We start from the raw sequence: 25,102 nt of genomic DNA on the forward strand, positions 1-25,102 counted from the left end.
TTCCCAGGTCCATCACGTGGTCGCTGATTGGGCCAACGGCGGTAACACCAACGTCGACGAACTCGGTCTGGCCTGCGGGCCGCACAACCGCTCCGTCGACGAGAACGGCGGCTGGACCACCCGGATGAACCAGCGCTGCGAGGTCGAATGGGACCCACCACCGCAGCTGGACCGGGAGCAGGCAAGGCTCAACAACTACCACCGCCCCGAACGACTCCTGCGACCACCCGAGGAGCCGGAACCTGAGAATCCCGCTCCGGGCAGCCAGGTCCGCGACGCCGAGCCGGACGCCCCTCGGCCGACCGGCGATCCCGACCAGCCCGGCGGACCCGCACCACCGGACGGCCGGGCGGCCTGACGGACACAGAACCACGACCCGTAGGCGGGATAGCGGTTCTCCCAGACGGCGAGTCGCTCTGCGCGGTGGCCGCGCGCGGTGGCGAACCGTGGGCTGCCCGTCCAGGGCCCGCGGTCAGGACATGACGAACGCGCTCAGCGGTGCTTCCTCCGGGTAGATGGCCGGGCCGCCGAGGTCGTAGGCGGCGTTCAATGCGCCGATGAACGCCGGATCATGCAGCGGCGCAGTCGGGATGTCGATCTTGATGCCCTTCTTGGTCAGATCGTCGACCATCATGTCGATGGCCTTGTCGATCGTCAGGTCATCGGAGTGGTCCATGTTCTTCTTCAGCTCGTCGTAATCGGAGTACACCTCCGCCGACCAGTGCACCAGGAACCGGAGCTCGTCGGTGTGGTGACGGGCGATGACGTCGTCACCGTTGCGCAGCACCCAGTGGTCGCGGGATTCCGGGTCGCCTGCGAACACCGTGTCGAACGACAGACCCGGCGGAACCTGTTGATCCAGTGGGCCGTTGGCCTCACCGCGATGCACCAGCATCTCGTTCTGCACCACCACGCCACGGTTGTAGACGGGTGGCAGGACCCGCTTGGGGGCCTTCAGCGGACCGTCGGGCCAGTAGGTGAACCCGCTGCCCTCATCGAGGGAGAACCAGGTGATCACCTGGGCCATCTTGATCAGATAATCGGTGAACAACCCCGACTTGCCCATCACACTGACCAGCCAGGTCGGTGCGTTCTCGTACCGCACACCGCGGAAGCTCGGCGAATCCAGATGACCGGGGTCGCGGTTGCAGCACGGGCCGTTGATGTTGAACAGCATCATCTGCGGCTTGGCGTACTCGGCACCCCAGTACGATTTCGCTTCGTCCAGGAACTGCGCGTTGTAGAAGCAGTCGTGCAGCTCGGGGTAGAGGAGGGTGCCGTAGTTGGCGAGATGTCCTCGGAACGTGGGTGTCAGGAACAGATCGAGCGTGGGGGTGAAGCCCTCGGGGAACTGCCCGCTCATCGTCGCCATCAGCTCCTCGGGCGACGAGAAGTGCTGGGCGATGATCAATTTCCAGGGCGCGTCCTTGCGCACCACATCCAGCAGGCGCTGCCGCTGATCGTCGGTGTAGACGTTGTCGACCTCGCGCGGGGGCGCCACGGGGCGCAGGATGTCAGACAGCTCCATGCGCCGTTCGTCGGTGAGCATCACGGGCACTCCTTTTCTCGGGATCCGGCGTGGATGCGCCGTTACTGCGGTCAATTGTGATTTCCGCCAACGATGTCCGGACCGGATATGTCCGTCCATCGGGAGGTTGGTCGGCAGTTGAAGATGTCGAACAGCTCAGGTGTCGAAAAGAAGAGGGTGGGCGAACTTGGCGCGCAGCAACGCGCCGATCTCGGCCATCGCCAGCCGGCCCCGGCCGGTGGCCTCCGACCGCATGAGGAATCCGTGGTAGATGCCGGGATAGCGGGTGACCGTGGTCTGTACGCCGGCGTCGCGCAACCGGCCGGCATAGCGTTCGCCCCAGTCGGTGATCGGATCGAGTTCGGCGGTGACCACGATCGCCTGCGGCAGCCCGGCAAGATCGGTGGCGTAGGCCGGTACCCGCCGGGTGTCGTGCGCAGAGCCCGCGCCGAGATCGGCGAGCTCGTGCAGATAGACGATGTCGTCGTGAACCAGCATGGGCGCGTTCATATTCGCCAGTACCGACGGCGCCGCCATGTCGCGGTCCAGCCCCGGATACATCAGCACCTGGGCGAACAACCGGAAGCTGCCGTCGTCACGGGCGGCCAGCGTGACCGCCGCGGCCAGGCCCCCGCCGGCGCTGTCTCCCGAGACCACGATCCTGTTGCCGTCGAATCCGAGTCGTTCCGCGCCGGCGGCGACCCATCGGGTCACCGCCCACGCATCCTCGAACTGTGCCGGCGGTGGATACTCCGGCGCCAACCGGTAGTCCACGGCCACGACGGCGGCGCCGCTGGCCGCGGCGAGCGCCCTGGCCATCGGCTCGAAAGAGCGGTTGGAACCCATCACCAGTCCGCCGCCGTGCAGGTGGACGATCACCGGTACGGGTCGGTCGGAGTCCTCCGGTCGGTAGATCCGGACCGGAACCGGTCCGCCGGGGCCCGCCACCTCGGTGTCGTCGATATCGGCCATCGCCGGCATATCGGCGGGCAGAGGCGCTGATTCGAGTGCATCGCGTACCGACTGCAGTCCCTGATCCCGGATCGGGACCGGCGGGCCGAAAGCGGCGACCCGGGTTGCCGCGTCGGGGTCGAGTGCGGGCCGGTGAGGCATCGCGGCGCGCCCCTCAGTGCCTGGCCGGGTCGAAGCGGCGTTTCGTGCGCAGCTGCGGCGGTGTCTGCGTTCTCAGCACGTCGGCCCGTTCGGCCATTGCCGATGAGACGTAGTCCGGCTGCGTCAGCAGATAGAACGCACCCCCCGCGGCCTGCTCGAACACCACCTCGGCGGCTTCGACCGGATCCATTGCGGCGGCTTTGATGTCGAGCATGGCCGCACGCTGGGACTCGGCCGCCTCCACATCAGCACCCGTGGCGGCGGGATCGACGCCACCGGCGGTCTCGAAGATGTTCGACTTCACGGCTCCGGGCAGCACGGCCTGCACCCGGATTACGTCGCCGTGGCCGGCCAATTCGACGTCAAGGCGCAGACATTCGGTCAATGCAAGCACCGCGTGCTTGCTGACGATGTACGGCGCCTGCAGCGGGACCGCGGCCACTCCGCCGATCGAGGAGAGGTTCCACACCCAGGCGGGCAGGCCGGCGGCGATCATCCGGGGCAGGAACGCGCGGACGCCGTGAAAGACACCGCTGATGTTGATGTCCATCACGCGGTGCCAGTTGGCCACCGGGGTGTCCCACAGGTAGCCGAACTGTTCGACGCCGGCGTTGTTGATCAGCAACCGCACCGGGCCGACGTCCCGGTAGATGCGCTCGGAGAGTGCGGCCATCGCCTCGGCGTCCCGCACGTCGCAGGTCTCGGCGTAGGCGGTACCGCCGTCGTCGGTCAATTCGTCGCGCAGTGCGGCGATCGCGGGCCCGTCGACGTCGACCAGCACGACCGTCATCCCGAGGCGGTGGGCGTGCCGGGCCAGGCCGGCGCCGATACCGGCACCGGCCCCGGTGATGACGGCGACGCCGCCACCGAAGGTGTCCCGTGCACTACTCATGCGCAGACTTCGCCCGATGCTCTGCAAACGGAATCGAGTCCTCGGCGTCGAGAATGACCTTCATCGACGTCAGCTGCAGGCCGTCACCGGCGCGCCGGATGCCGACGTCGACCACCCCGGAGGACACGTCGAACGGCACGTTATTGGTGACCTGGTTGACGTACAGGTAGAAGCGGGCCGTGGTGACCTCGCCGTCGGTGCCGGTACGGAAGAGGTTGGTGGCGTGATGCCGGAGCGGATAGGGATTCTCGTCGCGGTGCTTGCTCAGCCAGGCCAGCGTCTCCGGGCCGCCGTGCACCTCGGCGGCGAGAAGCTCCTCGAACGGGCAGTTGCCGGAGTCCGAGCGGCTCAGGTACTGCATCTCGTCGGCCACCCAGGCGCTCAGCGCGTCGAACTCGCCCTGGTCGTAGTGGTACCAGAAACTGGCGATGAACTCCTGGATCTCGGGCAGCGTGATCTCGTTGGTCATGCTGACGAGTGAACCGTCACCGTGTGCGCGGCGACACACCGTCGCCCGGTCAGCGGGAACACCTCAGTCGGCGATCAGTGGCCACAGCCCGTGCGGCCCGGCGGCGATCGCGCGGTGCGTCACCTGTTCGTCCCAGTACCGCACCGACCCGAATTCCGAACGCCAGGCCAGCGCTGCCCGGGTGTAGAGGTGCAACGGGTGTTCGATGGTGGTGCCGATCGCGCCGAACGCCTGGTGGACGTTGCGGACCACCACGGACGCCGCGTGCCCGGCGCAGGAGCGCGCCACGGCCACCAGAAAGTCCAGGCGCGGTGCCGACCAGTCATCGGCGAGCGCGGCGGACAGCGCGGCCTCGGTGGCTGCCCGCGCCAGGGCCGCCTCGGCGGCGGCGTCGGCGACCAGGTGCTGGATTGCCTGGAACTGGGACAGCGGACGGCCGAACTGGACGCGGGACGCGGTGTGCGCGATCACCAGGCCGACACCGGCATCCAGTGCGGCGCAGACCTGGATCGACCGCACCAGGGCCGACTTGCGCCGCAGCTGCGACATCAGCGCGGTGTCCACGTCGACCGCGCGTGGTGCGAGCGCGGTGAGATCTGCGGTCACGGTGTCACGGGGCTCGCCGATCGTGTTGGTGCCGGGGGTGATTCGGAGATCGTCGACCCCGGTGTCGGCGAGGTGATACTCGCCGTTGTCGGACCACGCCACCACCACCTTCTCGGCGGTGGACGCCCACGGCACCGCAGCGGCGCTACCGGAGTCATCGAGCACACACACCGTGCGCGCAGCGCTGTCGACCGGGCACCCGGTCGCCTCGAGCAGCCAGCAGGCCAGCAGATCGTGTTCGGCCAGCGGCACCCGGACGGCGTGCCGCACCGCCGCGGAGAGCAGCTCGGCGGCCTCCGGCCACCCTGCGCCGCTGCCCCCGGCGTCGGCGGCGCCGGTCAGCCGCACCAGACCCAGGCGCTCCAGGGTGTCCCACAGTGCGGGGTCGCGCCCGGGCGCGCCGGTGGCCGGATTCTTCTCGCGGTGGGTGGCCAGGACGGCGTCCATCATCGCGACCAACTCGGGATCGACGGTCATCGCAGCCCCAATCCTCGCGCGATCACGCCGCGCAGCACTTCGGTGGTTCCGCCGCGGAGCGTGAAGCCCGGTCGTTGATCCACCGCAGTGGTGGTCAGCGTCCGCAGCGCCGGCCCGGTGGCCGTTTCGTCGCCGCAGCGCAGGTCGGCGAAGTCCGCGATGTCACCCTCGGTGAGGGTGCCGAGAAGCTTGACCACCGCGGCGGGCACGTCGGCCGGTTCGTGACGTTCCAGCGCGCCGGCCACCGCGGCCGACATGTGGTGCAGCGCAGCGATTCTGGCGACCAGGGCGCCCACGGTGGGGTCGTGGGCCGACGGCTGCTGTGCCATGTCCCCGACGGCGGCGGCCAGCAGCGGGAACGTGGACAGCACCCGTTCGGGACCGCTGCGCTCGAACCCGAGTTCGGAGGTGACCTGGCGCCAACCGTCGCCGATCTGGCCGAACACCATGTCGTCGGCGACGAAGGCGTCGTTGAGGATCACCTCGTTGAAATGGTGGCTGCCGTTCATCGACACGATGGGCCGGACCTCGACGCCGGGGCCGTCGAACCTGACGATGAACTGGCTCAGACCGGCGTGCCGGTGTCCAGGGTCGACGGGGGCGGTGCGGGCGAGCACGATGAAGGCGTGCGCGCGGTGCGCCCCGGAGGTCCACACCTTGGTACCGGTCAGCGACCATCCACCGTCCACCCGGGTGGCACGGGTGCGCACGCTGGCCAGGTCCGAGCCCGAATCCGGTTCGCTCATCCCGATGCCGAAGAAGCACCGGCCGGCGGCGATCTCGGGGAGGAACTCCCGCTTCTGCGCATCGGTGCCGTTTTTGAGCAGCGCGGGCACGATCTGGCGGTCGGCGATCCAGTGCGCGGCCACCGGTGCGCCCGCCGCGAGCAACTCCTCGGTCACCACGAAGCGCTCGATGTGTGAGCGACCGCGGCCGCCGTACTCCTCGGGAATCGTCATGCCGAGGAAGCCCCGCTCGGCCAGTGCCGCGGTGAAGGTCTCGTCCCAGCCGCACAGCCAGGCGTCGACCGACGGGGTGAACGTGCCCGCCGACGACTGCTCGGCCAGGAAGGCGCGCACATCGGCGCGCAGCGCCGCGGTGCCGGTGTGGCCGGCCACTGCCGGGGGAACCAGGCGCGAGCCGGTCATCAGGTGGTCCGCCACCGGCTGATCCGCGCCTCGTGCTCGGCGTCGTGATGCGCCAGCGGCTGCATGGCCGCAGCCATGCCCAGCGTGGACTCCAGTGCGCCGGTCCGTGACTCCTGCAGCAGCCGCTTGGCCATTCGCAGGGCGTGCGGCGGGTTCTTGGCGATACGGGCGGCGAGATCTCCTGCGGCCGTGAGTAACTGCTCGTGCGGGACCACGCAGCTGACCAGCCCCCATTCCAATGCGGTGGCGGCGTCGATGCGGTCGCCGGTCAGTGTCATCTCGGCGGCCCGCTCGTAGCCGATCGCGCGCTGGAGGAACCAGGTTCCGCCGTCGCCGGGTACCAGCCCGATCTGTACGAAACTCTCGGCGAACGAGGCACGTTCGGACGCCACCCGCAGGTCGCACATGGTGGCCAGGTCGCAGCCGGCCCCGATCGCCGGGCCGTTGACCGCGGCGATGACGGGGACCTCCAGCCGGGCCAGCGCGCGGGGGATGCGCTGGATGCCGTCGACGTAGGCGTAGCGCTGGGCGATTGCGTCCAGACCGAACATGCCCTGACGGTCGGCCATCTCCTTGACGTTCCCGCCGGCCGAGAAGATCTTGCCCGTTCCGGTGAGAATCACCGCCCGGACGGTGAGGTCCCGGTTGACCGCGTCGACCGCGGATTCGAAGGCGGCGATGAAATCGGTTGAGGTGATCGCATTCCCGACGTCCGGGAGGTTGATGGTCCATGTTGCGACCGCGCCGTCGGTGTCGACGATCAGTGGACTGGGGGTGTCCATGGGTGCTCTCTCGCTTCTGTGGAGTTCGTTCGATGTCAAGGCAGTTGCAGGGACTTCACCTGCAGGTACTCCTCGAAGCCGAACCTGCCGAGTTCGCGGCCGATGCCCGACTTCTTGTACCCGCCGAACGGTGCCGCCGGGTTGTACTTCCCGCCGTTGATGTCGAGCTGACCGGTCTGCACCTGCCGTGCGAACGCGATCGCGGTGTCGTCATCGGCGGCCCAGACCGCGCCGGACAAGCCGTAGGGTGTGCCGTTGGCGATCGCCAGCGCGTCGTCGGTGTCGCGGAACGGGATGACGGCCAGCACGGGACCGAAGACCTCCTCCTGTCCCAGCTCGGAGTCGGGGTCGACGTCGGCGAACACCGTCGGCGCGACGAAGTAGCCAGCGTCAGAGACCTTCTCGGCACCGCCGGTCAACAGGCGGGCGCCGTCGCGCTGCGCGCGCTCGATGAAGCCGAGCACGCTGTGGTACTGGCATTCCGAGGCCGACGGCCCGATCCTGGTGCCGGGATGCCACGGATCGCCCACGGTGTACTTCGATACCGCGGCCTCGGCGATCTCCAGTGCTTCGCCGTATCGCGACTGGGGCACGAGCATGCGGGTCCAGGCCATGCAGGTCTGTCCGCCGTTGAGGAACGCGTTGGCTACGCCGACCTTCACCGCCGCGGTCAGGTCGGCGCCCTCGAGGATCACGTTGGCGGACTTGCCGCCCAACTCCAGCGCCACCTTCTTGACGGTTCTGCCTGCCAGTTCACCCACCCGGCTGCCAACTCCGGTCGATCCGGTGAACGACACGAAGTCGACGTCGGGATGAGCGGCCATCCGTTCGCCGATCACCCTGCCGGGGCCCGACACCAGGTTCACCACACCGGGTGGCAGCCCGGCGTCGGCGAGCGCTTCGACGAACTCGAACACCGACAGCGGGGCCTCGTTGCTCGGTTTCAGCACGACCGTGCACCCGGCGGCGATCGCAGGGATGACCTTGGCCACCACCTGGTACAGCGGATAGTTCCACGGCGTGATCGCCGCGACCACGCCGTACGGCTCGCGGACGACCAGCGAGTTTCCGATGCGCTCCTCGAACTCGAAGTGCGCCAACGTATCAGAGAACGCACGCGCCACCGCCAGCGGCACCTGCGTCTGAACCGACTGCGCGATTCGGACCGGCGCACCCATTTCGCTGGTGATGGTCTCGGCGATGTCGGGAAGACGCTTCTCCATCGCGCTGATCGCCGCATCGAGACGATCGCGGCGCTCGGCGACGCTGATCAGCGGGTCGAATGCGCGTCGGGCCGCGCCGACGGCGGCGTCCACATCGGCTTCGGACCCGCTGGGTACCGTGCCGATCACCTGCTCGGTGGCCGGGTCGACCACCTCGATGGCCTCGGTGCCGTGCGGGGACACCCATCCGCCGTCGATGAACAGTTCGGTGCGGTGGTAGTCGTGAATGCTCAAGGGTTCTCCGTCGGTGGGGTCAGGGCACGATGCTGGCGCGGACGTCGCGCTTGTCCGCCGCGGCGGCGAAGGCGGTGTTGATGTCGTCCAGGGAGTAGGCGGTTGTCGCGAGCCGGTCGAAGGGCAACGTGTGCTGGTGCTCGGCGAGGAAGTCCAGCGCGCGGGACAACACCGCCGGGTCGTAGAGCGAGACCCCGACCATCGTCTTGTTGGCGAAGACGAACCGCGACGGGTCGAACTCGAACGTCTTGCCGATGCTGATGTTGCCGATCTCGACGTATCGGCCGAACTGGCCGAGCAGTTTGAGGCCCTCGTCGATGGCCGCCGGGTGGCCGACCACCTCGACCACGACGTCGGCGCCCTGTCCGTCGGTGAGTTCCCGCACGATCTTCGACCGCTGCTTGTCGGTGGTCTCGGTGATGTCGATGACGGCGTCGGCGCCGAACGCGGTGGCCAGCTCCAACCGCTCCGGAACGCCGTCGATCGCGATGACCTTGCCAGCTCCGCGGGCCTTGGCCACCGCAACGGCATAGAGGCCCAACGCCCCCGCACCCTGGACCACGACGTTCTCGCCGAGTTGCTGGTCCACCCGCTCCAGCCCGTACATCACCTGCGACAGAGCGCAGTTGGCACCCGCGGCGATCTCGTCGGACACCGAATCGGGCACGGTGTAGAGCACCGCTCCGGCCGGCAGCACGAAGTAGTCGGCGTAGCCGCCGACAAAGTAGGGCGGCTCGTCGGCCCGGCCCAGCATGGCCATCTTCAGGTTCAGGCACGCGTTGCGCCGCCCGGCCAGACAGTTGCGGCACGTGTGACAGCAGAAGAAGTACGGGAAGACCACCCGCGTTCCCGGGGTCAGCGGCGCACCGTTGGAGTCGGCACGCACGCCGTCGCCGAGTGCGTGAATGACACCGACCATTTCGTGGCCCAGCACCGTCGGCAGCTGCCCGCCCAGTCCCCGGGTGGCGAACGAGCCGTGCCAGGCGTGGACGTCGGACCCGCAGATGTTGGCGCGTGTGACCTGGACCAGGATCTCGCCCGGACCGATGTCGGGCAGCGTGACCGTCTCGATCTCGAAGGGCATGCCCGGCTGGTCGAAACGGGCGATCCGGCCCTGGAACGGTGCATGGCTCACGGCTGAAATCCTCTCGCTGATAAGCGCTTCCACGACACAGCGGACCGTCGCGACTGCGTGACCGTAACGGTGCCGCGATCCGACGGGAGTACCCGATCCCGCACAGTGGCATATTCGGGCGTCCCGCCCGGTGGCATACTCGGGCGCCCCGCCCGGTTAGCTGAAGCGTTCCCGCAGAACGCGCTTGAGCAGCTTGCCGCTCGGGTTCTTGGGCAGCGCGTCGACGAAGAACACCTGCTTCGGTGTCTTGAAACCCGCGAGGTGGGCGCGGCAGTGAGTCATCAGCGCGTCCTCGGTGACCTCGACACCGTCGCGGAGCACGACCGCAGCGACGACCGCTTCCACCCACACCGGGTGCGGGATGCCGAACACCGCGACCTCTTCGACGGCCGGGTGCCGGTAGATGACTTCCTCGACCTCACGGCTGGCGACGTTCTCGCCGCCGGTCTTGATCATGTCCTTCTTGCGGTCCACTACGTGCAGGAGGCCGTGCTCGTCGTAGTAGCCGAGGTCGCCGGAGTGAAACCAGCCGCCGCGGAAGGCCTCGGCGGTCTTGGCGTCGTCGTCGAGGTAGCCGAGCATCAAATGTGGGCTGCGGTGCGCGATCTCGCCCACCACACCGGCATCGACCGCAGTGTTGTCGTCGTCGAGGATGGCGGTCTGGACATTGACCACGGGGCGGCCCGCCGACCCGGCGTGGGCATCCTGTTCGTCTGGGCCGAGCGCCGAGGCCAGCGGCCCCATCTCCGTCTGGCCGTAGAAGTTCCACAGCCGCAGATTGGGCAACCTTTCGCGCATCTCGGCCAGGATCTCGACCGGCATCGCCGACGCGCCGTAATAGCCCTTGCGCAGACTCGACAGGTCGACCTGGTCGAACACAGGGGAGCGCAACAGCGAGATCCACACTGTCGGTGGTGCGAAATAGTTCGTCACCCCGTGCTTTTCGATGCCGCGCAGCACCGCCTCGGGATCGGGGCGGGGCAGGATGATGCTGGTGGCGCCGAGATAGACATCGGTGATGAGGAAGTTGTCCAGCTGCGCGCAGTGATAGAGCGGCAGCGAGTGGATCTCGACGTCGGTGCCTTCCATCGACCCGGCGATGATCGAGCTGATGTAGTTGCCCATCAGGCTGCGGCTGGAATGCATGGCGCCCTTGGGATGTGACTCGGTCCCGCTGGTGTACATCAGACGGACGAGCTGATCGTCGTCGATGTGGGGCGCCGGGGCACTCGACGTGGTCTGAGTCCACTGTGCGAAGTCGGTCCAACCCGCCGGAAGGGACTGGCCGGTCAGCACGAGCGCGGCTGTGGTCCGGACCTGGCCGCCGAGCCGCATGGCCTCGGTCGCCGTCGGCACCAGGTCCGCTTCGGCGATGAAACCACTCACCCGGCTGTGGTCCAGGATGAACGCGATCTCCTCAGCGGTCAGCATGAAGTTGACCGGCACGAGCACCACCCCGGCCCGTGCGGTGGCGAACGCCAGAACCGCGTACTGCCAGCAGTTGTGCGCCAGCAGCGCCAACCGGTCGCCAGGACGGAAACCGTTGTCGGACAGCGCGGCAGCGGCACGGTCGACGTGATGTTCGAACTCGCCGAACGTCAACTCCACGTCACCGTCGATGACCGCGAGCTTGTCGGGATGCTTGCGCGCCGGCCGCCGAGGAATGTCGCCGAGGGCGTGGCTGCGCGCCGAGGCGAGTACGGCCTGCAGGTCGTCCATACCCGGACAGTACGTGCCGCGCCGCGACGAACGGCGGATCGCGTCCCGCTCGGTGGACAAGGGCCCTGCCGGCCCGACGCCGCGGTCACATACTCGACGCCGGACCCGAGGAGGATCATGACGACCGGTGTGACCGTGGCAGCTGCGGACGGGACGCTCGACCCGGACGAGATGAGGGCCAACCTGCGCCGCGCCGACGCCGGGATCCTGGTCGCGGTGCTGGCCCAGCTGCGGGGTGACCCCGGCGTCGTCGAGCGGTACGCACCGCGCATCTCGTTCGTGCCGGACCCGCCCGAGATCATCGGCGCCACCGACCCGGACACCCTGGACGAGCTCGTCGACGAGGTGGCCGCGGCGGTGGCCGCTCCCCGTCCCGACCACGGACTGCGGTTCGACGACCCCGCACTGTTCGGGCGCATCGCGCCACTGGCGCTGGGCGCCGAGGTGGGGGACGAATACCTCGGGCTGCTGCTGGAGCAGGGCGGGTTCCACCCCTCGCAGCCGGTGCTGCCCCGCACCGCGACGTTGCCCGACGGGTTCAAGGTGGTGATCGTCGGCGCCGGCATCGCCGGTCTGGCAGCGGCGCTGGAATGCGCTGCGGCGGGGATCGACTACGAGATCATCGACCGCAACGACGAGGTCGGCGGCACCTGGTACACCACCGTCTACCCCGGCATCGGCGTCGACACCCCGTCGGCGTACTACTCGCTGTCGCGCGACATCAACGGCGACTGGACGAGCTACTACCCGCAGGGCGCGGAGTACCAGCGATACCTGCAGTCGGTGGCCGACAAGAACTCCCTGCGCGACCACATCCGGTTCAGCACCGAGGTCGAGGCGCTGACCTGGGACGAGCAGCGCTCGATGTGGGAGATCCGCACCAGGGCCGCCGACGGCACCCGCGGAGTGCACCACGCCAACGTGGTGATCCCGGCCGCCGGATACCTGAACCGGCCGCGGTGGCCCGACCTCGCGGGCCGGGAGTCGTTCGGCGGCGTCAGCATCCACTCGGCGCAGTGGGATCCCGATCTGTCACTGACCGGCAAGAAGGTCGCGATCATCGGCGCGGGCTGCACCGCCGTCCAGATCGTCGACGCGTGCGTGGACGAAGTCGACCACCTCACCGTCTTCCAGCGTCAACCGCACTGGGTGGCGCCACGCAAACGCCTCACCGACGATGTCCCCGAACACCGGCGCTGGCTCAACGCCCACGTCCCGTTCTACGCCAACTGGGTTCGGCTGAAGTCGTTCTGGGGCACCGCCGACAACAACTATCCGGTCATCGTGCGCGATCCGGAATGGGCCGCCGAGCACCTGTCGATCTCGCCGGCCAACGACGTCCTGCTCCGGCTGTGCCTGGACTACATCGATCGGACATTCGGCAAGGACTCCGAACTGGCGAAGAAGGTCACGCCCGACTTCGCGCCGTACGGCAAGCGCATCATCCGCGACCCCGGCGGCTACTACGCGGCCCTGACCCGCGACCACGTCGACGTCGAAGCCGCCGAACCGGCCCGCGTCAACGAACGCGGCATCGTCACGGCCGACGGCAGACAGATCGACCTGGACGTGATCATCTACGCCACCGGCTATCACCTCGACTTCCTGTCCACCGTGGACATCCGCGGCCGCGACGGTCTGCCACTGAAGGACGTCTGGGGAGACAGTCCGGCCGCCTACCGCGGCGGACTCGTGCCGGGCTTTCCCAACATGTTCATCTCCTCGGCGCCGAACTACAGCCCGGGTCACGGTGCCGGTCACAACTTCGGTGTCGAGGTGATGGTGCACTACGTGATGGAGTGCCTGCAGCTGATGGCGCAGCGCAAGGCCGCCACCCTGGAGGTCACACCGCAGGCGTTCACCGACTACGTCCGCCAGATCGACGACACGATGGCGCAGACCGTGTGGTGTCACACCCCGACCGCGCATACCTACTACCGCTCCGGCGGCGGGCGCATCGTCACGGCGTTCCCGTTCCGGCTCATCGACGTGTGGCAGAGCCATCGCACCCCGAACGAAGAGGATCTCGAACTCCGGTGAGTGAATTGTTGAGCGGCAGAACGGCTCTGGTCACCGGTAGCAGCCGGGGGATCGGCCGGGCCATCGCACAGCGGCTGGCCGCCGAAGGTGCCACGGTGGCTGTCACCGCGAGGTCCTACCGGCCGTCGCCGTCCACCCGGGCGGGGGAGCAGGTGGAGTTGCCCGGCACCATCGGAGAGACGATCGCCCTGATCGAGGCAGCCGGGGGGCAGGCGTTCGGCATCGCCTGCGATCTGGAGGACGCCGACGCCCGCGCCGGCCTGGTCGACCAGGTCGTGGCACAGACCGGCCGGATCGACATCCTGGTCAACAACGCCGGCTACGCCGACTACTCGGTCGTCGCAGACATGCCGATGGACACCTTCGAGCGCACCGTCGAACACTATGTGCGCACGCCTTTCGTGTTGACCCAGAAGGCCGTCCCGCACATGCGACGCCAGGGCGCGGGCTGGATCGTCAACATCGGATCGGTGACCGGGCTGGCCCCCGCACGGCCCTACCGCGAATACAACAAGTCCTCCGGTGACGTCATCTACGCGTCGATGAAGGCCGCCCTGCACCGGTTCACCCAGGGAGTGGCCGCCGAGCTGCTCGACTCGAACATCGCCGTCAACGTGGTCGGTCCGTCGAGCGCGGTCCGGACCCCGGGCGCCGCGAGCCTGATTCCGGACACCTTTCCCACCGAGCCCGTGGAGTATCTGGCCGAGACGGTGCTGGCGATGTGCCACCTGCCGGCGTCTGTGCGTACGGGTCTGGTCGCGTTCAGCCTGCACTACCCGTGGTCACAGCGGTTGCCGGTGCACACTCTGGACGGTGCCACGGAGTTGCCGCCCCTGGAGCCGCCGGCCACCGCGAACCCGAACATCCTGCCGGCCGGCCTGTAGCAGACCGCCTCAGCGCAGCACCCAGGTGCTGTCGAGGCAGAAGCTGTGGCAGACGCGTTCGCGGACAATGGCATTCGGGCACTCCGGGTCGAACCACTGGTCGACGACCGCCCAGTGGATCGGATGCATCAGGTAGGCGCCCATGATGCCGTCGGCATCGGTGAACTCCTGCTCGAACACGTGCGTCCACTCCGACACCCCGATGGTGTGGTCGGGCCGGCTCAGCTGCCACGCACTGATCGTCGAGACGAACCCGGGCAGCGACTTCAGGTCCGCCTCGAAACGAGACAGGGTGTCTGCGCCGGTGCCGGGTGCGACGCGCAACAACAGTGTCCGATAGACGGTGCCGGGGGCACGGTCGGAGATGGTCTGCGGCAGACCGTGATAGCCCACCCCGTTGACCCGGGTGACGGCCGGATCGTGCAGCGCCTCGTCGAACCGGTCGGCCACCGCCGACCAGTTCCGGGCGTCGTCGAATCGCAGGTGCAGCAGAAGATCACCGCCGTTCCGGCTGCCCGGCAGGGTCGGCGCGACCAGATGCCGCGACGCACCGCACTGCTCGGCCAGTTCCTGCAGTGCCTCCTGCACGCGGTGCCGCTCGGTCTCGGCGACGTCGATGAGCCGGGTGACGTTATACATCGCAGAGCCGCTCGACGTCGGCGTACCCCGCGGCGGCGTTGCGTTCCCGCTCGACGATCAGGTGGGCCACCCCGTCCCACCATGCGCCCAGGGACGGGTCCGGCCGGCCCTGCCACGTCATCTCCCACCACGCCTGCGCGCTGGGCAGCGTCCAGGTGATCGTGACGGTGTTGGGCTCGTCGTCGAACCAGATCGGCGGGGACACCAACACGTCGCGCAGCGTCATGCCTCGCTGTCGCGCGCCGGGGGCGTAGCCGTCCAGGTAGGTGTCGACGAACTCGCGGGCGCATCCGGGGCGGGTGACCACCCGGTCGATGACGAAGACCTCGGGCATGGGAGCGAGACTAGGGATGGCCCTGCGGGTCTGCGGCTTCGATCCCGGCCATCGGGATACCGCCGTTGACGGTCCCGTCCATGTGCCCGACGGTAGCGTGATGAGCGACCTCATTCCGGATGCGTTCGCGCCCGCCGGCCTCGGACCGGTGCGGTTACGCAACAGAATCGTCAAAGCCGCCACCTCGGAGGGGCGTTCACCCGACGGTACGGTGACCGACGACCTGATCGAGTTCCACCGCCGCTTCGCCGAGGGCGGCGTCGGGATGACCACCGTCGCGTACTGCTGCGTCTCCGAGCACGGCGCCAGCGCGCCCGGGCAGATTGTGATGAACCGGGCCGCGCTTCCCGGGCTGCGCAGGCTGACCGACGCCGTGCACGATGCGGGGGCGGCGGTCTCGGCACAGCTCGGTCATGCCGGCGTGGTGGCGCCCAAGAAGCTGACCGGGGTCACCGCGGTGGCACCCAGCCGGTTCGTGAATCCGACGTCATTCGCGTACTGCCGCGAGATCCGCCGCGACGAGATCGCAGTGGTGATCGACCAGTTCGGGCAGGCGGCGCAGATCGCCGTCGATGCCGGATTCGACGCCGTCGAACTGCATTTCGGACATCTCTACCTGCCCAGCTCGTTCCTCAGCCCGCTGATCAACCGCCGTAAGGACGAGTATGGCGGCGACATCGACAATCGCTCGTGGCTGGTGCGCGAGATCGCGCGCCGGGTGCGGGAGGTCGTCGGTGACCGCATCGCGGTGATCGCCAAACTCGACATGGACGACGGCCTGCCCGGCAGCATCTGGATCGACGAGGCCCTGCGCACTGCGCAGCTGCTGGACGCCGACGGCGCACTGGACGCGCTCGAGCTGACCCAGGGGTCGTCGGTGTACCGGCCCATGTACCTGTTCCGCGGTGACGTGCCGGTTCGCGAGTTCGCCGCGGTGATGCCCCCGTTGCTGCGTCCGGGCGTGCGGCTGATGGGCAAGTCCGTGATGGGCAGCTATCCGTACGAGGATCTCTACATGCTTTCCGCGGCACGGCAATTCGTGCCCGTCATGAAGAACACGAAGCTGATACTGCTCGGCGGCATCACCAACCGCGAACACATCGAGACCGGAATGCGCGAAGGGTTCGGATTCGTCGCCATGGGTCGGGCGCTGCTGCGCGAGCCGGATCTGGTGAACAGCATGATCGCCGACTCCGGGGTACGCAGCCGGTGTAATCACAACAACAGGTGCATGGTCACCGTGTTCGGGCGCACGCACTGCGTGCTGGATCCCGACCAGCGCTACGGCGCGGTCGCTCCGATGCCCGCGACCAGATCGGCGACGTCCGCGCAGACCTGAGTGCGGGCGCGCTGACAGATGTCGAATGACGGCATCGTCATGAAGCCGTGCACGCCGCCTTCGAAATACCGGCACACGGTCCGCACGCCCGCTGTCTCCAGCGCTTCCACGTAGGCCAGCCCTTCGTCGCGCAGCGGGTCGTGCCCCGCGACCACCGCGATGGCAGGCGGCAGTCCGGACAAGTCCTCGGCGCTCAGCGGTGAGGCGTACGGGTCACGCCGGTCCTCGACGGACGGCACGTACTGGTCCCAGTACCACTGCAGGGCGGGCCGGGGATTGTAGAACCCCTCGCCGAACTGTCGGTAGGACGCCGTGTCGAAATCGGCCGCGATGACGGGGTAGAGCAAGACCTGGGCAGCCAGGGCGGGCCCGCCGCGGTCCCTGGCCATCAGCGCGGTGACGGCGGCCAGATTGCCCCCCGCACTGTCGCCGCCGACCAGCACCGCCGACCCGTCGCCGCCGAACTCGTCGATGTGTGCGGCGACCCAGGCGGTGACGGCGTAGACGTCCTCGGCGGCCGCCGGCCACCGGCCCTCCTCCGAGGCGCGGCGGTAGTGCACCGACACCACCACTGCCGACATCCCGTTGGTGAAGGCCCGGCACAGCCCGTCGTGGCTGTCCAGATCGCAGAACACCCACCCGCCGCCGTGCGCGAAAACCATTGTGGGAAGAGGTCCGTCGGCTCTGGCGTGCGGTCGGTAGACGCGTACGGGCACCGGCCCGGCCGGGCCCGGTACCGTGCGGTCCTCGACGGAGGCCACGGGCTCGGGCTCGGCAGGCGCGACGAAACGGGAGCGGATGACGGCGCGGGCCTGCTCGCCGGTCATCGTGTGGACAGGGGGGAAGCCGGAGTCGAGCGCCTCGATGATCGCGGCGATCTGCGGGTCGAGGCTCATGCGGGCTGCATGGTGGGGTGGCCGGGGCGCGCGACCGGGCCGCCGCGCAGCGGGCGCGCCTGCTGCAGGGTGGGGGCCACGCGGGTGGGCCCGCCTTCGACTGCCCGCCATATGCGCATCGCCGCCATCCGCACGGGAGCCACGAGGCGCTGGTCGAACTTCATGTGGCTCATCGGACCGCACACCGACACCGCCGCGGCCGCCTGGCCGGGATCGCCGATCGGCGCGGCGACGCACCCGAAGCCCGGTACCGACTCCTCGCGGTCGAACGCGATGCCGTGCGAGCGCACCTTGGCCAGTTCGGTACGCAGCTGGGCATGCGTGGAGATGGAGTACTTGGTCAGTCGCGGGAGAAGGTCCGCTTCATGAACGTCTTGGTCCCTGTCGCCGGCGTAGGCGAGTATCGCCTTGCCGACCGCGGAGCAGTGAGCGGGCCGACGGCCCCCCACGCGGGTGGGAAGGGCCGCGGTCATCCGGTTGCCGACCTTCTCCATGTAGACGACGTCGGCACCGTCGAGCACCGCGAGGTGCACGACCAGCCCGGTCGCGGCGTGGAGTTCGTGCAGCATCGGGATCGCCGCCTTGTGCAGGCGGTCCTGATGGACGGCCAACGAACCGAGTTCGACCAGCCGCATGCCCAGCTCGTAGTCGCGGCCGTTGCGCCGGAGCCAGCGCAGCTGGACCAGACGTTCCAGCATGCGATGCGCCGACGACCTGGGCAGACCCGTCCGCCGCACGATCTGCGCGAGCGTGAGCCGGCCGGGTCCGTCGAACGCGTCGAGCACCAGCGACACCCGGTCGATGACGGCGCTGGGGGTTTCGGGGGCGGCCTTGGCGGCAGCGGACACGGGGTGGTCGACGGTCACGGTCATCGGGAACCTCCGAGGTCATATTTCTAATAGGCATATGCCTATTGGTCATATAGAGGTACCACATCGGTGTGTGTGCTGTCACATGAATGAGGCAAACATTGCCTGCGGCACACTCCGACCCCGGACGGCGTGGTGCTGCCCGGGGGACGGGAGATTTCAGCGTGCGGCCGCTCGCGGCGGCACCACGCAGCGACCGCGGGGCGTCTGGTCCGCGGTGTTGTCCTGCAGGTAGGGGTCAGACGTCCGGCGAGCCGGTGCTCACGGGCGCATGGCTGCGGGCAGGTCGTCGACCCACTGGTGGCCCCAGTAGCTGTCGGCGGTGATCTCCTCCGCGGTGTACCAGGTTTCGTCGACCCGCATGCCGTCGGTGCCGAACTCGATGTCCCAGTCGCCCGGGGCCCGCACGTAGAACGACACCATCTTGTCGTTGGTGTGCCGACCCAGGGTGGACGACAGCTGGAAGCCGTCCTTGGCGATCCGGTCGAGTGCCTGCCCGACGGCGTCGAGCGTGTCGACCTCGACCATCAGGTGGATCAGACCGGGGTCGCGCAGCGTGGCGGACGGGCACAGCGCCAGACTGTGATGACGTTGGTTGACGCCGAGGAAGCGCACGCGAATCGGACCGAACTCGGGTGGGGCCGGAACCCGGAATGCGCCACGGGACACGAATCCCAGTACCCCGGTGTAGAACTCGAAGACCCCGTGGACGTCCATCGCGGGCAGCACGACGTGCCCGAGCCCCTGATCGCCGGTCACGAACTTCGCCCCGAACGGCGTGACGACGGGGCTGTGATCGAGCACCGCCCCGTGGAAGACCTCCAGTGAGGTGCCGGCCGGGTCCCGGAACGCGATGACCTCTTCGACCCTGCGCAGGTCGGCCTCGGCCGGCGACAGCTCCTCGAACGGGGTGCCGGCGCCTTCGAGCGCACGTTTGACGGCCTCGAGGGCGGCATGATCGCGCACCTCCCACCCGACGGTCACGATCTTGTCCGTGTCGCCGGGGGTCACGATGACGCGGGCGGCCCGTTCATCCATCCGCAGGTACAGCGCATCCGGATCGGGTCCGCTGCCCTGGGCGAAACCCAGTACGTCGAAAGCGAACTGGCGCCACCGCACCATATCGGTGGCCTGCACGGTGACATAGCCGAGGCTCTTGATCAGCGTCATGGCAACTCCTAGATCATCGCCCGAAGCGGGCCCTGCGGATCCACCCCGAGTGAGCTCAGCGCTGAGGCGTGGTAGACGGTCCCCGGCACATGGATGGCGTGTGCCTGACCGACGTGGACATCACGCCAATAGCGTTGCAGCGGTTTGTCCATGCGCGCCGCGTTGCCGCCGCAGCGTGCGAAGATCTCGTCGACGGCGGACACCGCGCGCCACACCGCACGCACCTGGGTACGCCGGCCGGCCGCCCGGTCCTCGAACGACACCTCGGTGCCGGCAGCCACCATGTCGTAGATGCGGCAGGCGTTGGCCAGCAGCTCCTGGCGGGCGGCGTTGATGTCCGCGGCCGCCTCGCCGATCGCGTACATGACGTACGGATCGTCCTTGATCGCCACCCCACTGGAGTTCACGCGCTGGCGTTGATAGTCCAGAGCGGCGGCCAGCGCCCCCTCGGCGATGCCGATGGTGGCCGAGGAGATACCCAGCGGGAACATCGTCGACCACGGCATCAGGTACAGCGGCTCGGTCATCCCGGCCTCCCGCTGGGCGCTGCCGTCCATGACCTTCATGCCGTCCATGGTCCGGTAGGAGGGCACGAAGGCGCCGTCGACGATGACGTCCTTGGAGCCGGTGCCGCGCAGGCCGACCACATCCCAGGAGTCCTCGACGATCTGATAGTCCTTGCGGGGCAGGATCATGTGGAGCATCTGGGGCGGCATCAGCGGTTTACCGTTGGTGTCACCGACCATCGCGCCCAGGATGATCCAGTCGCAGTGATCGGTGCCGGAGCTGAACTGCCACCGCCCGGTGAAGATGTAGCCGCCGTCGGTGGGCACCGCGACACCCTGCGGGGCGTAGGGCGACGCCACCCAGGTGTCGACTCCACCTTCTGAGTCGGCCCAGATCTCCTGGCCGACACGGGGATCGGCGTAGGCCAGCTGGTAGGGGTGGACGCCGACGACGCCGTTGATCCAGCCGGCGGACGGATCCAGCGCGGCAGTGGCCATCACCGTCTCGGCGAACTCCCGCGGATGAACCTCCAGACCGCCGTGCGACTTGGGTTGCAGCAGCCGGATCGACCCGGCCTGCTTCATCGTCTTCACCGTGTCATCGGTGAGCTTGCCGATCTTCTCGGCCTCCACGGCCTGCTCCCGGATCTGGTCGGCCAGATCCGCGATGCGGTCGATCACCCGTTGCGTCATGGTTCGATGGTGCCGCGTCAGGCCCCCGCCCGGTGGCGGTTTCCCGGTCAGCGGACGTGATTCACCGGGTCAGAACTCGACGTGCACCGTGTCCGACAGCGGGCGGGCCTGGCATGCCAGAAACAGGCCGTCGGCGATGTCGTCGGCCTCCAGGATCGTCGCTTCGCCGAGGTCCACCTCGCCGCCGACGAGGGTGGCGGCGCAGGATCCGCAGTTGCCCTCGCGGCACGAGTACGGCACCTCGATGCCCGCCGCGAGCATCGTGTCCACCAGGTTGCCGCCCACGGGCCAGCGCAGTCGGTGGACCTCTCCGTCGATGGAGACCTCGGCGTCGGCAGCGCGGCCGTCGTCTGCGACGGTGGCGACCGGAACGTCGGTGAACGGATCGCCTTCCAGGGACTGGAAGATCTCCAGATGGATGTGGTCGCGGGGGATACCGGCCTCGGTGAGCGTGTCCTTGACCACCGCCATGAACGGGGCCGGTCCGCAGATGAAGGACCGGTAGCCGGCGAACAGCCCGGCGAAACTACTGAGCTGTGTGCGGGTCGGCAACCCCTGTACGGACTCCAGCCAGTGCAGCACCGTGAGTCGTGGTGCGTGGCGCGCTGCGAGGTCACGCAGCTCGGCGGCGAAGATCACCGAGCTCTCGTCCCGGTTGGCGTAGCACAGCACCACCCGGCCGGTGCCTGCGGCGAGGACCGACTTCAAGATCGACATGACCGGTGTGATGCCGCTGCCCGCGGCCCACAGCAGGAAGTCCCCGTCGAGTTCCTTCGGGGTGAAAATGCCTGACGGGGGCAGGGATTCGATGATGTCGCCGACAGAGATGTTGTCGCACAGCCAATTCGATCCATAGCCGCCGTCGGTGCGCTTGACGGTGACTTTCGGGGCGTCGTCGGTGTGCGGTGAGCTGGCCAGTGAGTAACAGCGCGCCACCGAACCGGTCCGCTCGCTCGGGATCCGCAGTGTGAGGAACTGGCCGGGCCGGTAGCCGAACCGCTCCCTGTGCTGGTCGGGAACAGCGAGAACCAGTGACTTGGCGTCGGGGCATTCCTCGATGACGGCGGTGACGGTCAGCGGGACGGCGCGGGACGCAGAGCTCATGAGCGACCATCCTGGTTCAGACCCGTCGGCGGTGTGACGGCGTTACCAGTGGACGGGACGAAATCCCGGTGACCGTTGACCGGGAGACGTCCGCGGCGGCGCGGTGCCGGGGTCCTAACGTTCAGCACGTGAGTAGCGCGGCTGAGAGTTCTGTCGATGTCGTCGTGGTCGGCGCGGGATTTGCCGGCCTGTACGCCCTGCACAAGTTCCGGGCGCAGGGATGGTCGGTGCGGGTGTTCGAGGCGGCCCCCGAGGTCGGCGGGACGTGGTACTTCAACCGGTACCCGGGCGCGCGATGTGACGTCGAGAGCCTCGACTACAGCTACTCGTTCTCCGACGAACTCCAGCAGGAGTGGACGTGGACGGAGAAGTACGCCACCCAGGGCGAGATCCTGAAGTACATCAACTGGGTCGCCGACCGGCTCGACCTGCGCTCCGGCATCACCTTCGACACCAGGGTGATCTCCGCGGTGCTGGACGAGGGGACGCTGCGGTGGACGGTGCGCACCGACGGCGGCGAGAGCGTCAGCGCGCGGTTCGTGGTGATGGCCACCGGCCCACTGTCGTCGCCGTTGACGCCCGACATCTCGGGGCTCGACACCTTCGGCGGCGAGATCTATCACACCGCCGACTGGCCGCACGACGGCGTCGACTTCACCGGTAGGCGGGTCGGTGTCATCGGCACCGGTTCGTCGGGAATTCAGTCGATCCCGATCATCGCCGAACAGGCCGACAGCCTCGTGGTGTTCCAACGGACACCGAATTACAGTGTGCCTGCGGGTAATCGGGACCTGTCGGCCGACGAGGTCGCCCACGCGAAAGCCACCTACGCCGAGCGTCGGAGGATGTCCTGGCGTAGCGGGGGCGGCTCGCCCCACGTGGCGCACCCGAAGCTGACAATGGAGGCCACCCCCGAAGAGCGCCGTGCGGCGTTCGAGAAGCGTTGGCAGCTCGGCGGTGTGCTGTTCTCGAAGACGTTCTCCGATCAGATGATCAACCTCGAAGCCAACGACGAGGCCCGGAAGTTCTACGAGGAGAAGATCCGGGCAGTCATCGAAGACCCCCGGGTGGCGGACCTGCTGATCCCCTCTGACCATCCGATCGGCACCAAGCGGATCTGCACCGATACCAACTACTTCCAGACGTTCAACCGGCCCGACGTGAGGTTGGTCAGTGTCCGGGACACCCCGATCACCTCCGTCGACGCCACCGGTGTCAACACCACCGGTGAGCATTTCGCGCTGGATGCGATCGTGCTGGCCACCGGGTTCGACGCGCTGACCGGAACCCTGGCGAAGATCGACATCGTCGGGCGTGACGGGCAGCGACTGGTCGACGACTGGTCAGGTGGTCCGCGCACCTACCTGGGTCTCGGCGTCGACGGCTTTCCCAACCTGTTCCTGGTGTCGGGTCCCGGCGCACCGGCGGTACTGGCGAACATGGTGCTGCACGCCGAGGCGCACATCAACTGGATCGCCGACGCGATCGCCTACCTGAACGAGCACGACCTCGCCGCGATCGAGGCCGGTACCGAGGCGGTGGACAACTGGATCGCCGAATGCAACCGGCGGGCCGACGGCACCCTCTTCCCGCGGGCCAATTCCTGGTACATGGGTGCCAACGTGCCGGGTAAGCCGCGAGTGTTCATGCTCTTCATCGGCGGCTTCGGTGTCTATCTCGACATCTGCGCCGAGGTCGCTGCCGCCGGATACAAGGGGTTCAACCTCATCGACGCGCCGTAGCGCGAGCGCGCCGACCGATCAGGCCGGCGCGCGCAGACCTAAGCGCTGTCCCCGGCGAGGAACGCCAGGACCGTCCGCTCGAACGCGGCTTTCGCCTCGATCATCACCCAGTGCCCGCAGTTCGGGAACACATGGAACTCGGCGTTCGGGATCGTGCGCATCGGCACCAGCGCCATGTCGAGCGGGCTGACCCGGTCGTCGCGCCCCCAGGTGAGCAGCGTGGGCGCGGACACCTTGTGCATCGTGGCCCACGGCATCGGGACGTCGGCCTTGCGCATCATCGCCATCATCGCTGCGAAGGCAGCCTTGCCGTACATCCGCCGTGCCGCGGCGAGTGTGTCGGGATCGGTGGCCAGCGTCCAGCGTTCCTCGATCAGCTCGTCGGTGACCAGGGCGGGGTCGTAGACCATCGAGCGCAGCCAGTCGATCAGGCGTTGCCGGGTGGGGTCCTCGGTGAACTCCTGCAGCAACCGGATGCCCTCGCTCGGTCCGGGGGTGAAGATGTTGGTGCCGATTCCCCCGATGGTCACCAGCTTGCCGATGCGGTCGGGGTGGTTGATCGCGAAGTTGATGCCGACCCCGCCGCCCATTGAATTGCCGATCACATCCACCCGGTCCAATCCCAGCGCGTCGGCGAAGGTGACGACCGCCCCCTGGGCGTCGAGCATCGGATGCCCGCCGAAGTCGTCGCTGACGCCGAAACCGGGGAACTCCAGCACCAGGCAGCGATAGCGCTGTGCGAACACTTCCAGGTTGCCCCGATAGTTGCGCCATCCGGTCACTCCCGGGCCGGAACCGTGCAGCAGCAACAGCGCAGGCCCGTCACCGGCCTCGTGATAGCGCAGCACGCCGGACGGCGTGCTGATCTCACGCAAGGTCTCGTGGTAGTCGACTGTCATCCTGTGATTGCACCTCATCGCCTGCCGCGCGACGACCAGGGTTCCGGTGAGTGGCACCGTACCGACACAATGTCGGCCGAACCCGCGGCGCGCAGCGGACGACCGTGTAGCGATCGATCGCCGTCCACCACCACATCTAAACCAGCCGATGGCCGTGAACGCCGCTGCCGATCGCACGATCAAACGTCCATTACGGGCGCCGGTAATGGCGTGCGAGCCGGGGAACGGCAACACGATTTATTGCTTTCGAAAGAAATTCACAGGGTTTACCCTGCCGTCAATTCTTTCGCTGGGTAAAACTGGCGAAATTTGTGCAGTAATCGATGATCGTGGACTGAGTGTTCATGCTGGTAGCAGCCTTATCAAAGATTTCTGGAGCCGCCAGCGTAATTGTTTTCGCAAATAGGCTGGATGGTGGCTGTGAGTTTCGGCTTCGAGCTGTAGCGCGGCACGCGCATCCGTTCGATATGACCTACGTTAGGTGCGACTTAAGGCCACGTGAGAAAGCGAATCGAGGAGGTTCCTCGGGGTCATCGCCCATCCGAGTCCGGAAGCTCGCCCGAATCCAGCCAGGCACGACAGTCGACGGCGTAAGCCGTCGACAACAAGGGGAGATCCATGAAGGCAATCAGTCGGATGTTGATCGCGATGGTCACGGCCG

Annotated in this window: 24 protein-coding genes; 6 read left to right on the forward strand and 18 right to left on the reverse strand. The window is 68.0% G+C overall.

The features are described from left to right. A partial coding sequence (locus MVA01S_RS17615) for an HNH endonuclease signature motif containing protein (protein WP_169801759.1) occupies positions 1-358 on the forward strand: 358 nt, incomplete at its 5' end. Between the two features lie 114 nt (positions 359-472). On the opposite strand, the gene MVA01S_RS17620 is transcribed toward MVA01S_RS17615, so the two are convergent. The 10 genes from MVA01S_RS17620 to MVA01S_RS17665 form a co-directional block, all read right to left on the reverse strand. Beyond that, positions 473-1,549: a hypothetical protein gene (locus MVA01S_RS17620; protein ID WP_003929049.1), complete on the reverse strand. Its 1,077-nt coding sequence runs from the start codon at positions 1,547-1,549 to the stop codon at positions 473-475. A 135-nt stretch (positions 1,550-1,684) separates the two neighbouring features. Further along, positions 1,685-2,641 (reverse strand): alpha/beta hydrolase, encoded by a 957-nt coding sequence (locus MVA01S_RS17625; RefSeq protein ID WP_003929048.1) that lies wholly within the window; start codon positions 2,639-2,641, stop codon positions 1,685-1,687. 13 nt (positions 2,642-2,654) lie between these two features. Continuing rightward, a complete protein-coding gene (locus MVA01S_RS17630) occupies positions 2,655-3,533 on the reverse strand; it encodes an SDR family NAD(P)-dependent oxidoreductase (protein WP_003929047.1) in 879 nt (292 codons plus the stop codon). Continuing rightward, positions 3,526-4,002: a nuclear transport factor 2 family protein gene (locus MVA01S_RS17635; protein ID WP_003929046.1), complete on the reverse strand. Its 477-nt coding sequence runs from the start codon at positions 4,000-4,002 to the stop codon at positions 3,526-3,528. The genes MVA01S_RS17630 and MVA01S_RS17635 overlap by 8 nt, the downstream gene beginning before the upstream one ends. A gap of 63 nt (positions 4,003-4,065) precedes the next feature. Beyond that, on the reverse strand, positions 4,066-5,085 hold the full coding sequence (locus MVA01S_RS17640) for an acyl-CoA dehydrogenase family protein (RefSeq protein WP_003929045.1): 1,020 nt from the start codon (positions 5,083-5,085) through the stop codon (positions 4,066-4,068). Continuing rightward, positions 5,082-6,233: an acyl-CoA dehydrogenase family protein gene (locus MVA01S_RS17645; RefSeq protein WP_003929044.1), complete on the reverse strand. Its 1,152-nt coding sequence runs from the start codon at positions 6,231-6,233 to the stop codon at positions 5,082-5,084. The genes MVA01S_RS17640 and MVA01S_RS17645 overlap by 4 nt, the downstream gene beginning before the upstream one ends. Next, positions 6,233-7,015, reverse strand: a complete 783-nt coding sequence (locus tag MVA01S_RS17650; protein WP_003929043.1) for a crotonase/enoyl-CoA hydratase family protein — start codon at positions 7,013-7,015, stop codon at positions 6,233-6,235. Before MVA01S_RS17650 ends, MVA01S_RS17645 begins: the two co-directional genes overlap by 1 nt. 35 nt (positions 7,016-7,050) lie before the next feature. Continuing rightward, on the reverse strand, positions 7,051-8,472 hold the full coding sequence (locus MVA01S_RS17655; protein WP_003929042.1) for an aldehyde dehydrogenase family protein: 1,422 nt from the start codon (positions 8,470-8,472) through the stop codon (positions 7,051-7,053). 19 nt (positions 8,473-8,491) lie between these two features. Further along, entirely contained in the window at positions 8,492-9,556 is a 1,065-nt protein-coding gene (locus MVA01S_RS17660; protein WP_086006021.1) for a zinc-binding dehydrogenase, read from the reverse strand. Between the two features lie 207 nt (positions 9,557-9,763). Further along, positions 9,764-11,326 carry an acyl-CoA synthetase gene (locus MVA01S_RS17665; protein WP_003929040.1) on the reverse strand — a complete coding sequence of 521 codons (1,563 nt, stop codon included), beginning with the start codon at positions 11,324-11,326 and terminating at the stop codon, positions 9,764-9,766. Positions 11,327-11,443: 117 nt separating this feature from the next. On the opposite strand from MVA01S_RS17665, the gene MVA01S_RS17670 reads away from it, so the two are divergent. Both MVA01S_RS17670 and MVA01S_RS17675 read left to right on the forward strand, forming a co-directional pair. Further along, positions 11,444-13,366: a flavin-containing monooxygenase gene (locus MVA01S_RS17670; protein WP_003929039.1), complete on the forward strand. Its 1,923-nt coding sequence runs from the start codon at positions 11,444-11,446 to the stop codon at positions 13,364-13,366. Next, positions 13,363-14,250: an SDR family NAD(P)-dependent oxidoreductase gene (locus MVA01S_RS17675; protein ID WP_003929038.1), complete on the forward strand. Its 888-nt coding sequence runs from the start codon at positions 13,363-13,365 to the stop codon at positions 14,248-14,250. The genes MVA01S_RS17670 and MVA01S_RS17675 overlap by 4 nt, the downstream gene beginning before the upstream one ends. A 9-nt stretch (positions 14,251-14,259) precedes the next feature. Here MVA01S_RS17675 and MVA01S_RS17680 read toward each other — a convergent pair whose 3' ends face one another. Then, complete coding sequence (locus MVA01S_RS17680) at positions 14,260-14,889, reverse strand: Dabb family protein (RefSeq protein WP_003929037.1); 630 nt, start codon at positions 14,887-14,889, stop codon at positions 14,260-14,262. Beyond that, complete coding sequence (locus MVA01S_RS17685; protein WP_003929036.1) at positions 14,882-15,223, reverse strand: hypothetical protein; 342 nt, start codon at positions 15,221-15,223, stop codon at positions 14,882-14,884. The genes MVA01S_RS17680 and MVA01S_RS17685 overlap by 8 nt, the downstream gene beginning before the upstream one ends. Positions 15,224-15,323: 100 nt before the next feature. Here MVA01S_RS17685 and MVA01S_RS17690 point away from each other — a divergent pair, with 100 nt between their 5' ends. Beyond that, positions 15,324-16,562 carry an NADH:flavin oxidoreductase gene (locus tag MVA01S_RS17690; protein ID WP_040540265.1) on the forward strand — a complete coding sequence of 413 codons (1,239 nt, stop codon included), beginning with the start codon at positions 15,324-15,326 and terminating at the stop codon, positions 16,560-16,562. On the opposite strand, the gene lipP1 is transcribed toward MVA01S_RS17690, so the two are convergent. The 5 genes from lipP1 to MVA01S_RS17715 all read right to left on the reverse strand — a co-directional run bounded on the left by lipP1 (position 16,505) and on the right by MVA01S_RS17715 (position 21,800). Beyond that, positions 16,505-17,458 carry a LipP1 family hormone-sensitive lipase gene (lipP1, locus tag MVA01S_RS17695; RefSeq protein WP_003929034.1) on the reverse strand — a complete coding sequence of 318 codons (954 nt, stop codon included), beginning with the start codon at positions 17,456-17,458 and terminating at the stop codon, positions 16,505-16,507. The two genes, MVA01S_RS17690 and lipP1, sit on opposite strands and share 58 nt — an antisense overlap. Next, positions 17,455-18,330: an IclR family transcriptional regulator gene (locus tag MVA01S_RS17700; RefSeq protein ID WP_003929033.1), complete on the reverse strand. Its 876-nt coding sequence runs from the start codon at positions 18,328-18,330 to the stop codon at positions 17,455-17,457. Before MVA01S_RS17700 ends, lipP1 begins: the two co-directional genes overlap by 4 nt. Positions 18,331-18,588: 258 nt before the next feature. Beyond that, on the reverse strand, positions 18,589-19,497 hold the full coding sequence (gene bphC / locus MVA01S_RS17705; protein WP_003929032.1) for a biphenyl-2,3-diol 1,2-dioxygenase: 909 nt from the start codon (positions 19,495-19,497) through the stop codon (positions 18,589-18,591). 8 nt (positions 19,498-19,505) lie between these two features. After that, entirely contained in the window at positions 19,506-20,696 is a 1,191-nt protein-coding gene (locus tag MVA01S_RS17710; protein ID WP_003929031.1) for an acyl-CoA dehydrogenase family protein, read from the reverse strand. Positions 20,697-20,765: 69 nt separating this feature from the next. Beyond that, positions 20,766-21,800 carry a ferredoxin--NADP reductase gene (locus tag MVA01S_RS17715; RefSeq protein ID WP_003929030.1) on the reverse strand — a complete coding sequence of 345 codons (1,035 nt, stop codon included), beginning with the start codon at positions 21,798-21,800 and terminating at the stop codon, positions 20,766-20,768. A 128-nt stretch (positions 21,801-21,928) separates the two neighbouring features. On the opposite strand from MVA01S_RS17715, the gene MVA01S_RS17720 reads away from it, so the two are divergent. Then, positions 21,929-23,542 (forward strand): flavin-containing monooxygenase, encoded by a 1,614-nt coding sequence (locus MVA01S_RS17720; RefSeq protein ID WP_040540149.1) that lies wholly within the window; start codon positions 21,929-21,931, stop codon positions 23,540-23,542. A 38-nt stretch (positions 23,543-23,580) separates the two neighbouring features. On the opposite strand, the gene MVA01S_RS17725 is transcribed toward MVA01S_RS17720, so the two are convergent. Further along, complete coding sequence (locus MVA01S_RS17725; RefSeq protein ID WP_003929028.1) at positions 23,581-24,441, reverse strand: alpha/beta fold hydrolase; 861 nt, start codon at positions 24,439-24,441, stop codon at positions 23,581-23,583. 148 nt (positions 24,442-24,589) lie between these two features. On the opposite strand from MVA01S_RS17725, the gene MVA01S_RS31340 reads away from it, so the two are divergent. Continuing rightward, positions 24,590-24,847 carry a hypothetical protein gene (locus tag MVA01S_RS31340; protein WP_144033027.1) on the forward strand — a complete coding sequence of 86 codons (258 nt, stop codon included), beginning with the start codon at positions 24,590-24,592 and terminating at the stop codon, positions 24,845-24,847. Positions 24,848-25,102: the final 255 nt, after the last annotated feature.

Origin of the sequence: Mycolicibacterium vaccae NBRC 14118 = CIP 105934, assembly GCF_001552715.1 — a bacterium.
In the GTDB taxonomy this organism is placed as follows: Bacteria; Actinomycetota; Actinomycetes; order Mycobacteriales; family Mycobacteriaceae; genus Mycobacterium; species Mycobacterium vaccae.

Bases quoted from the DNA above. Each gene is read 5' to 3' on its own strand.
- MVA01S_RS17690 (WP_040540265.1), top strand. From the start codon at position 15,324: ATGAGCGACCTCATTCCGGATGCGTTCGCGCCCGCCGGCCTCGGACCG.
- MVA01S_RS17725 (WP_003929028.1), bottom strand. From the start codon at position 24,441: ATGACAGTCGACTACCACGAGACCTTGCGTGAGATCAGCACGCCGTCC.
- MVA01S_RS17645 (WP_003929044.1), bottom strand. From the start codon at position 6,233: ATGACCGGCTCGCGCCTGGTTCCCCCGGCAGTGGCCGGCCACACCGGC.
- MVA01S_RS17670 (WP_003929039.1), top strand. From the start codon at position 11,444: ATGACGACCGGTGTGACCGTGGCAGCTGCGGACGGGACGCTCGACCCG.
- MVA01S_RS31340 (WP_144033027.1), top strand. From the start codon at position 24,590: ATGGCCGTGAACGCCGCTGCCGATCGCACGATCAAACGTCCATTACGG.
- MVA01S_RS17715 (WP_003929030.1), bottom strand. From the start codon at position 21,800: ATGAGCTCTGCGTCCCGCGCCGTCCCGCTGACCGTCACCGCCGTCATC.
- MVA01S_RS17710 (WP_003929031.1), bottom strand. From the start codon at position 20,696: ATGACGCAACGGGTGATCGACCGCATCGCGGATCTGGCCGACCAGATC.
- MVA01S_RS17665 (WP_003929040.1), bottom strand. From the start codon at position 11,326: ATGGACGACCTGCAGGCCGTACTCGCCTCGGCGCGCAGCCACGCCCTC.
- bphC (WP_003929032.1), bottom strand. From the start codon at position 19,497: ATGACGCTGATCAAGAGCCTCGGCTATGTCACCGTGCAGGCCACCGAT.
- MVA01S_RS17660 (WP_086006021.1), bottom strand. From the start codon at position 9,556: ATGCCCTTCGAGATCGAGACGGTCACGCTGCCCGACATCGGTCCGGGC.
- MVA01S_RS17630 (WP_003929047.1), bottom strand. From the start codon at position 3,533: ATGAGTAGTGCACGGGACACCTTCGGTGGCGGCGTCGCCGTCATCACC.
- MVA01S_RS17635 (WP_003929046.1), bottom strand. From the start codon at position 4,002: ATGACCAACGAGATCACGCTGCCCGAGATCCAGGAGTTCATCGCCAGT.
- MVA01S_RS17680 (WP_003929037.1), bottom strand. From the start codon at position 14,889: ATGTATAACGTCACCCGGCTCATCGACGTCGCCGAGACCGAGCGGCAC.
- MVA01S_RS17620 (WP_003929049.1), bottom strand. From the start codon at position 1,549: ATGCTCACCGACGAACGGCGCATGGAGCTGTCTGACATCCTGCGCCCC.
- MVA01S_RS17700 (WP_003929033.1), bottom strand. From the start codon at position 18,330: ATGACCGTGACCGTCGACCACCCCGTGTCCGCTGCCGCCAAGGCCGCC.
- MVA01S_RS17685 (WP_003929036.1), bottom strand. From the start codon at position 15,223: ATGCCCGAGGTCTTCGTCATCGACCGGGTGGTCACCCGCCCCGGATGC.
- MVA01S_RS17650 (WP_003929043.1), bottom strand. From the start codon at position 7,015: ATGGACACCCCCAGTCCACTGATCGTCGACACCGACGGCGCGGTCGCA.
- MVA01S_RS17625 (WP_003929048.1), bottom strand. From the start codon at position 2,641: ATGCCTCACCGGCCCGCACTCGACCCCGACGCGGCAACCCGGGTCGCC.
- MVA01S_RS17640 (WP_003929045.1), bottom strand. From the start codon at position 5,085: ATGACCGTCGATCCCGAGTTGGTCGCGATGATGGACGCCGTCCTGGCC.
- lipP1 (WP_003929034.1), bottom strand. From the start codon at position 17,458: ATGAGCCTCGACCCGCAGATCGCCGCGATCATCGAGGCGCTCGACTCC.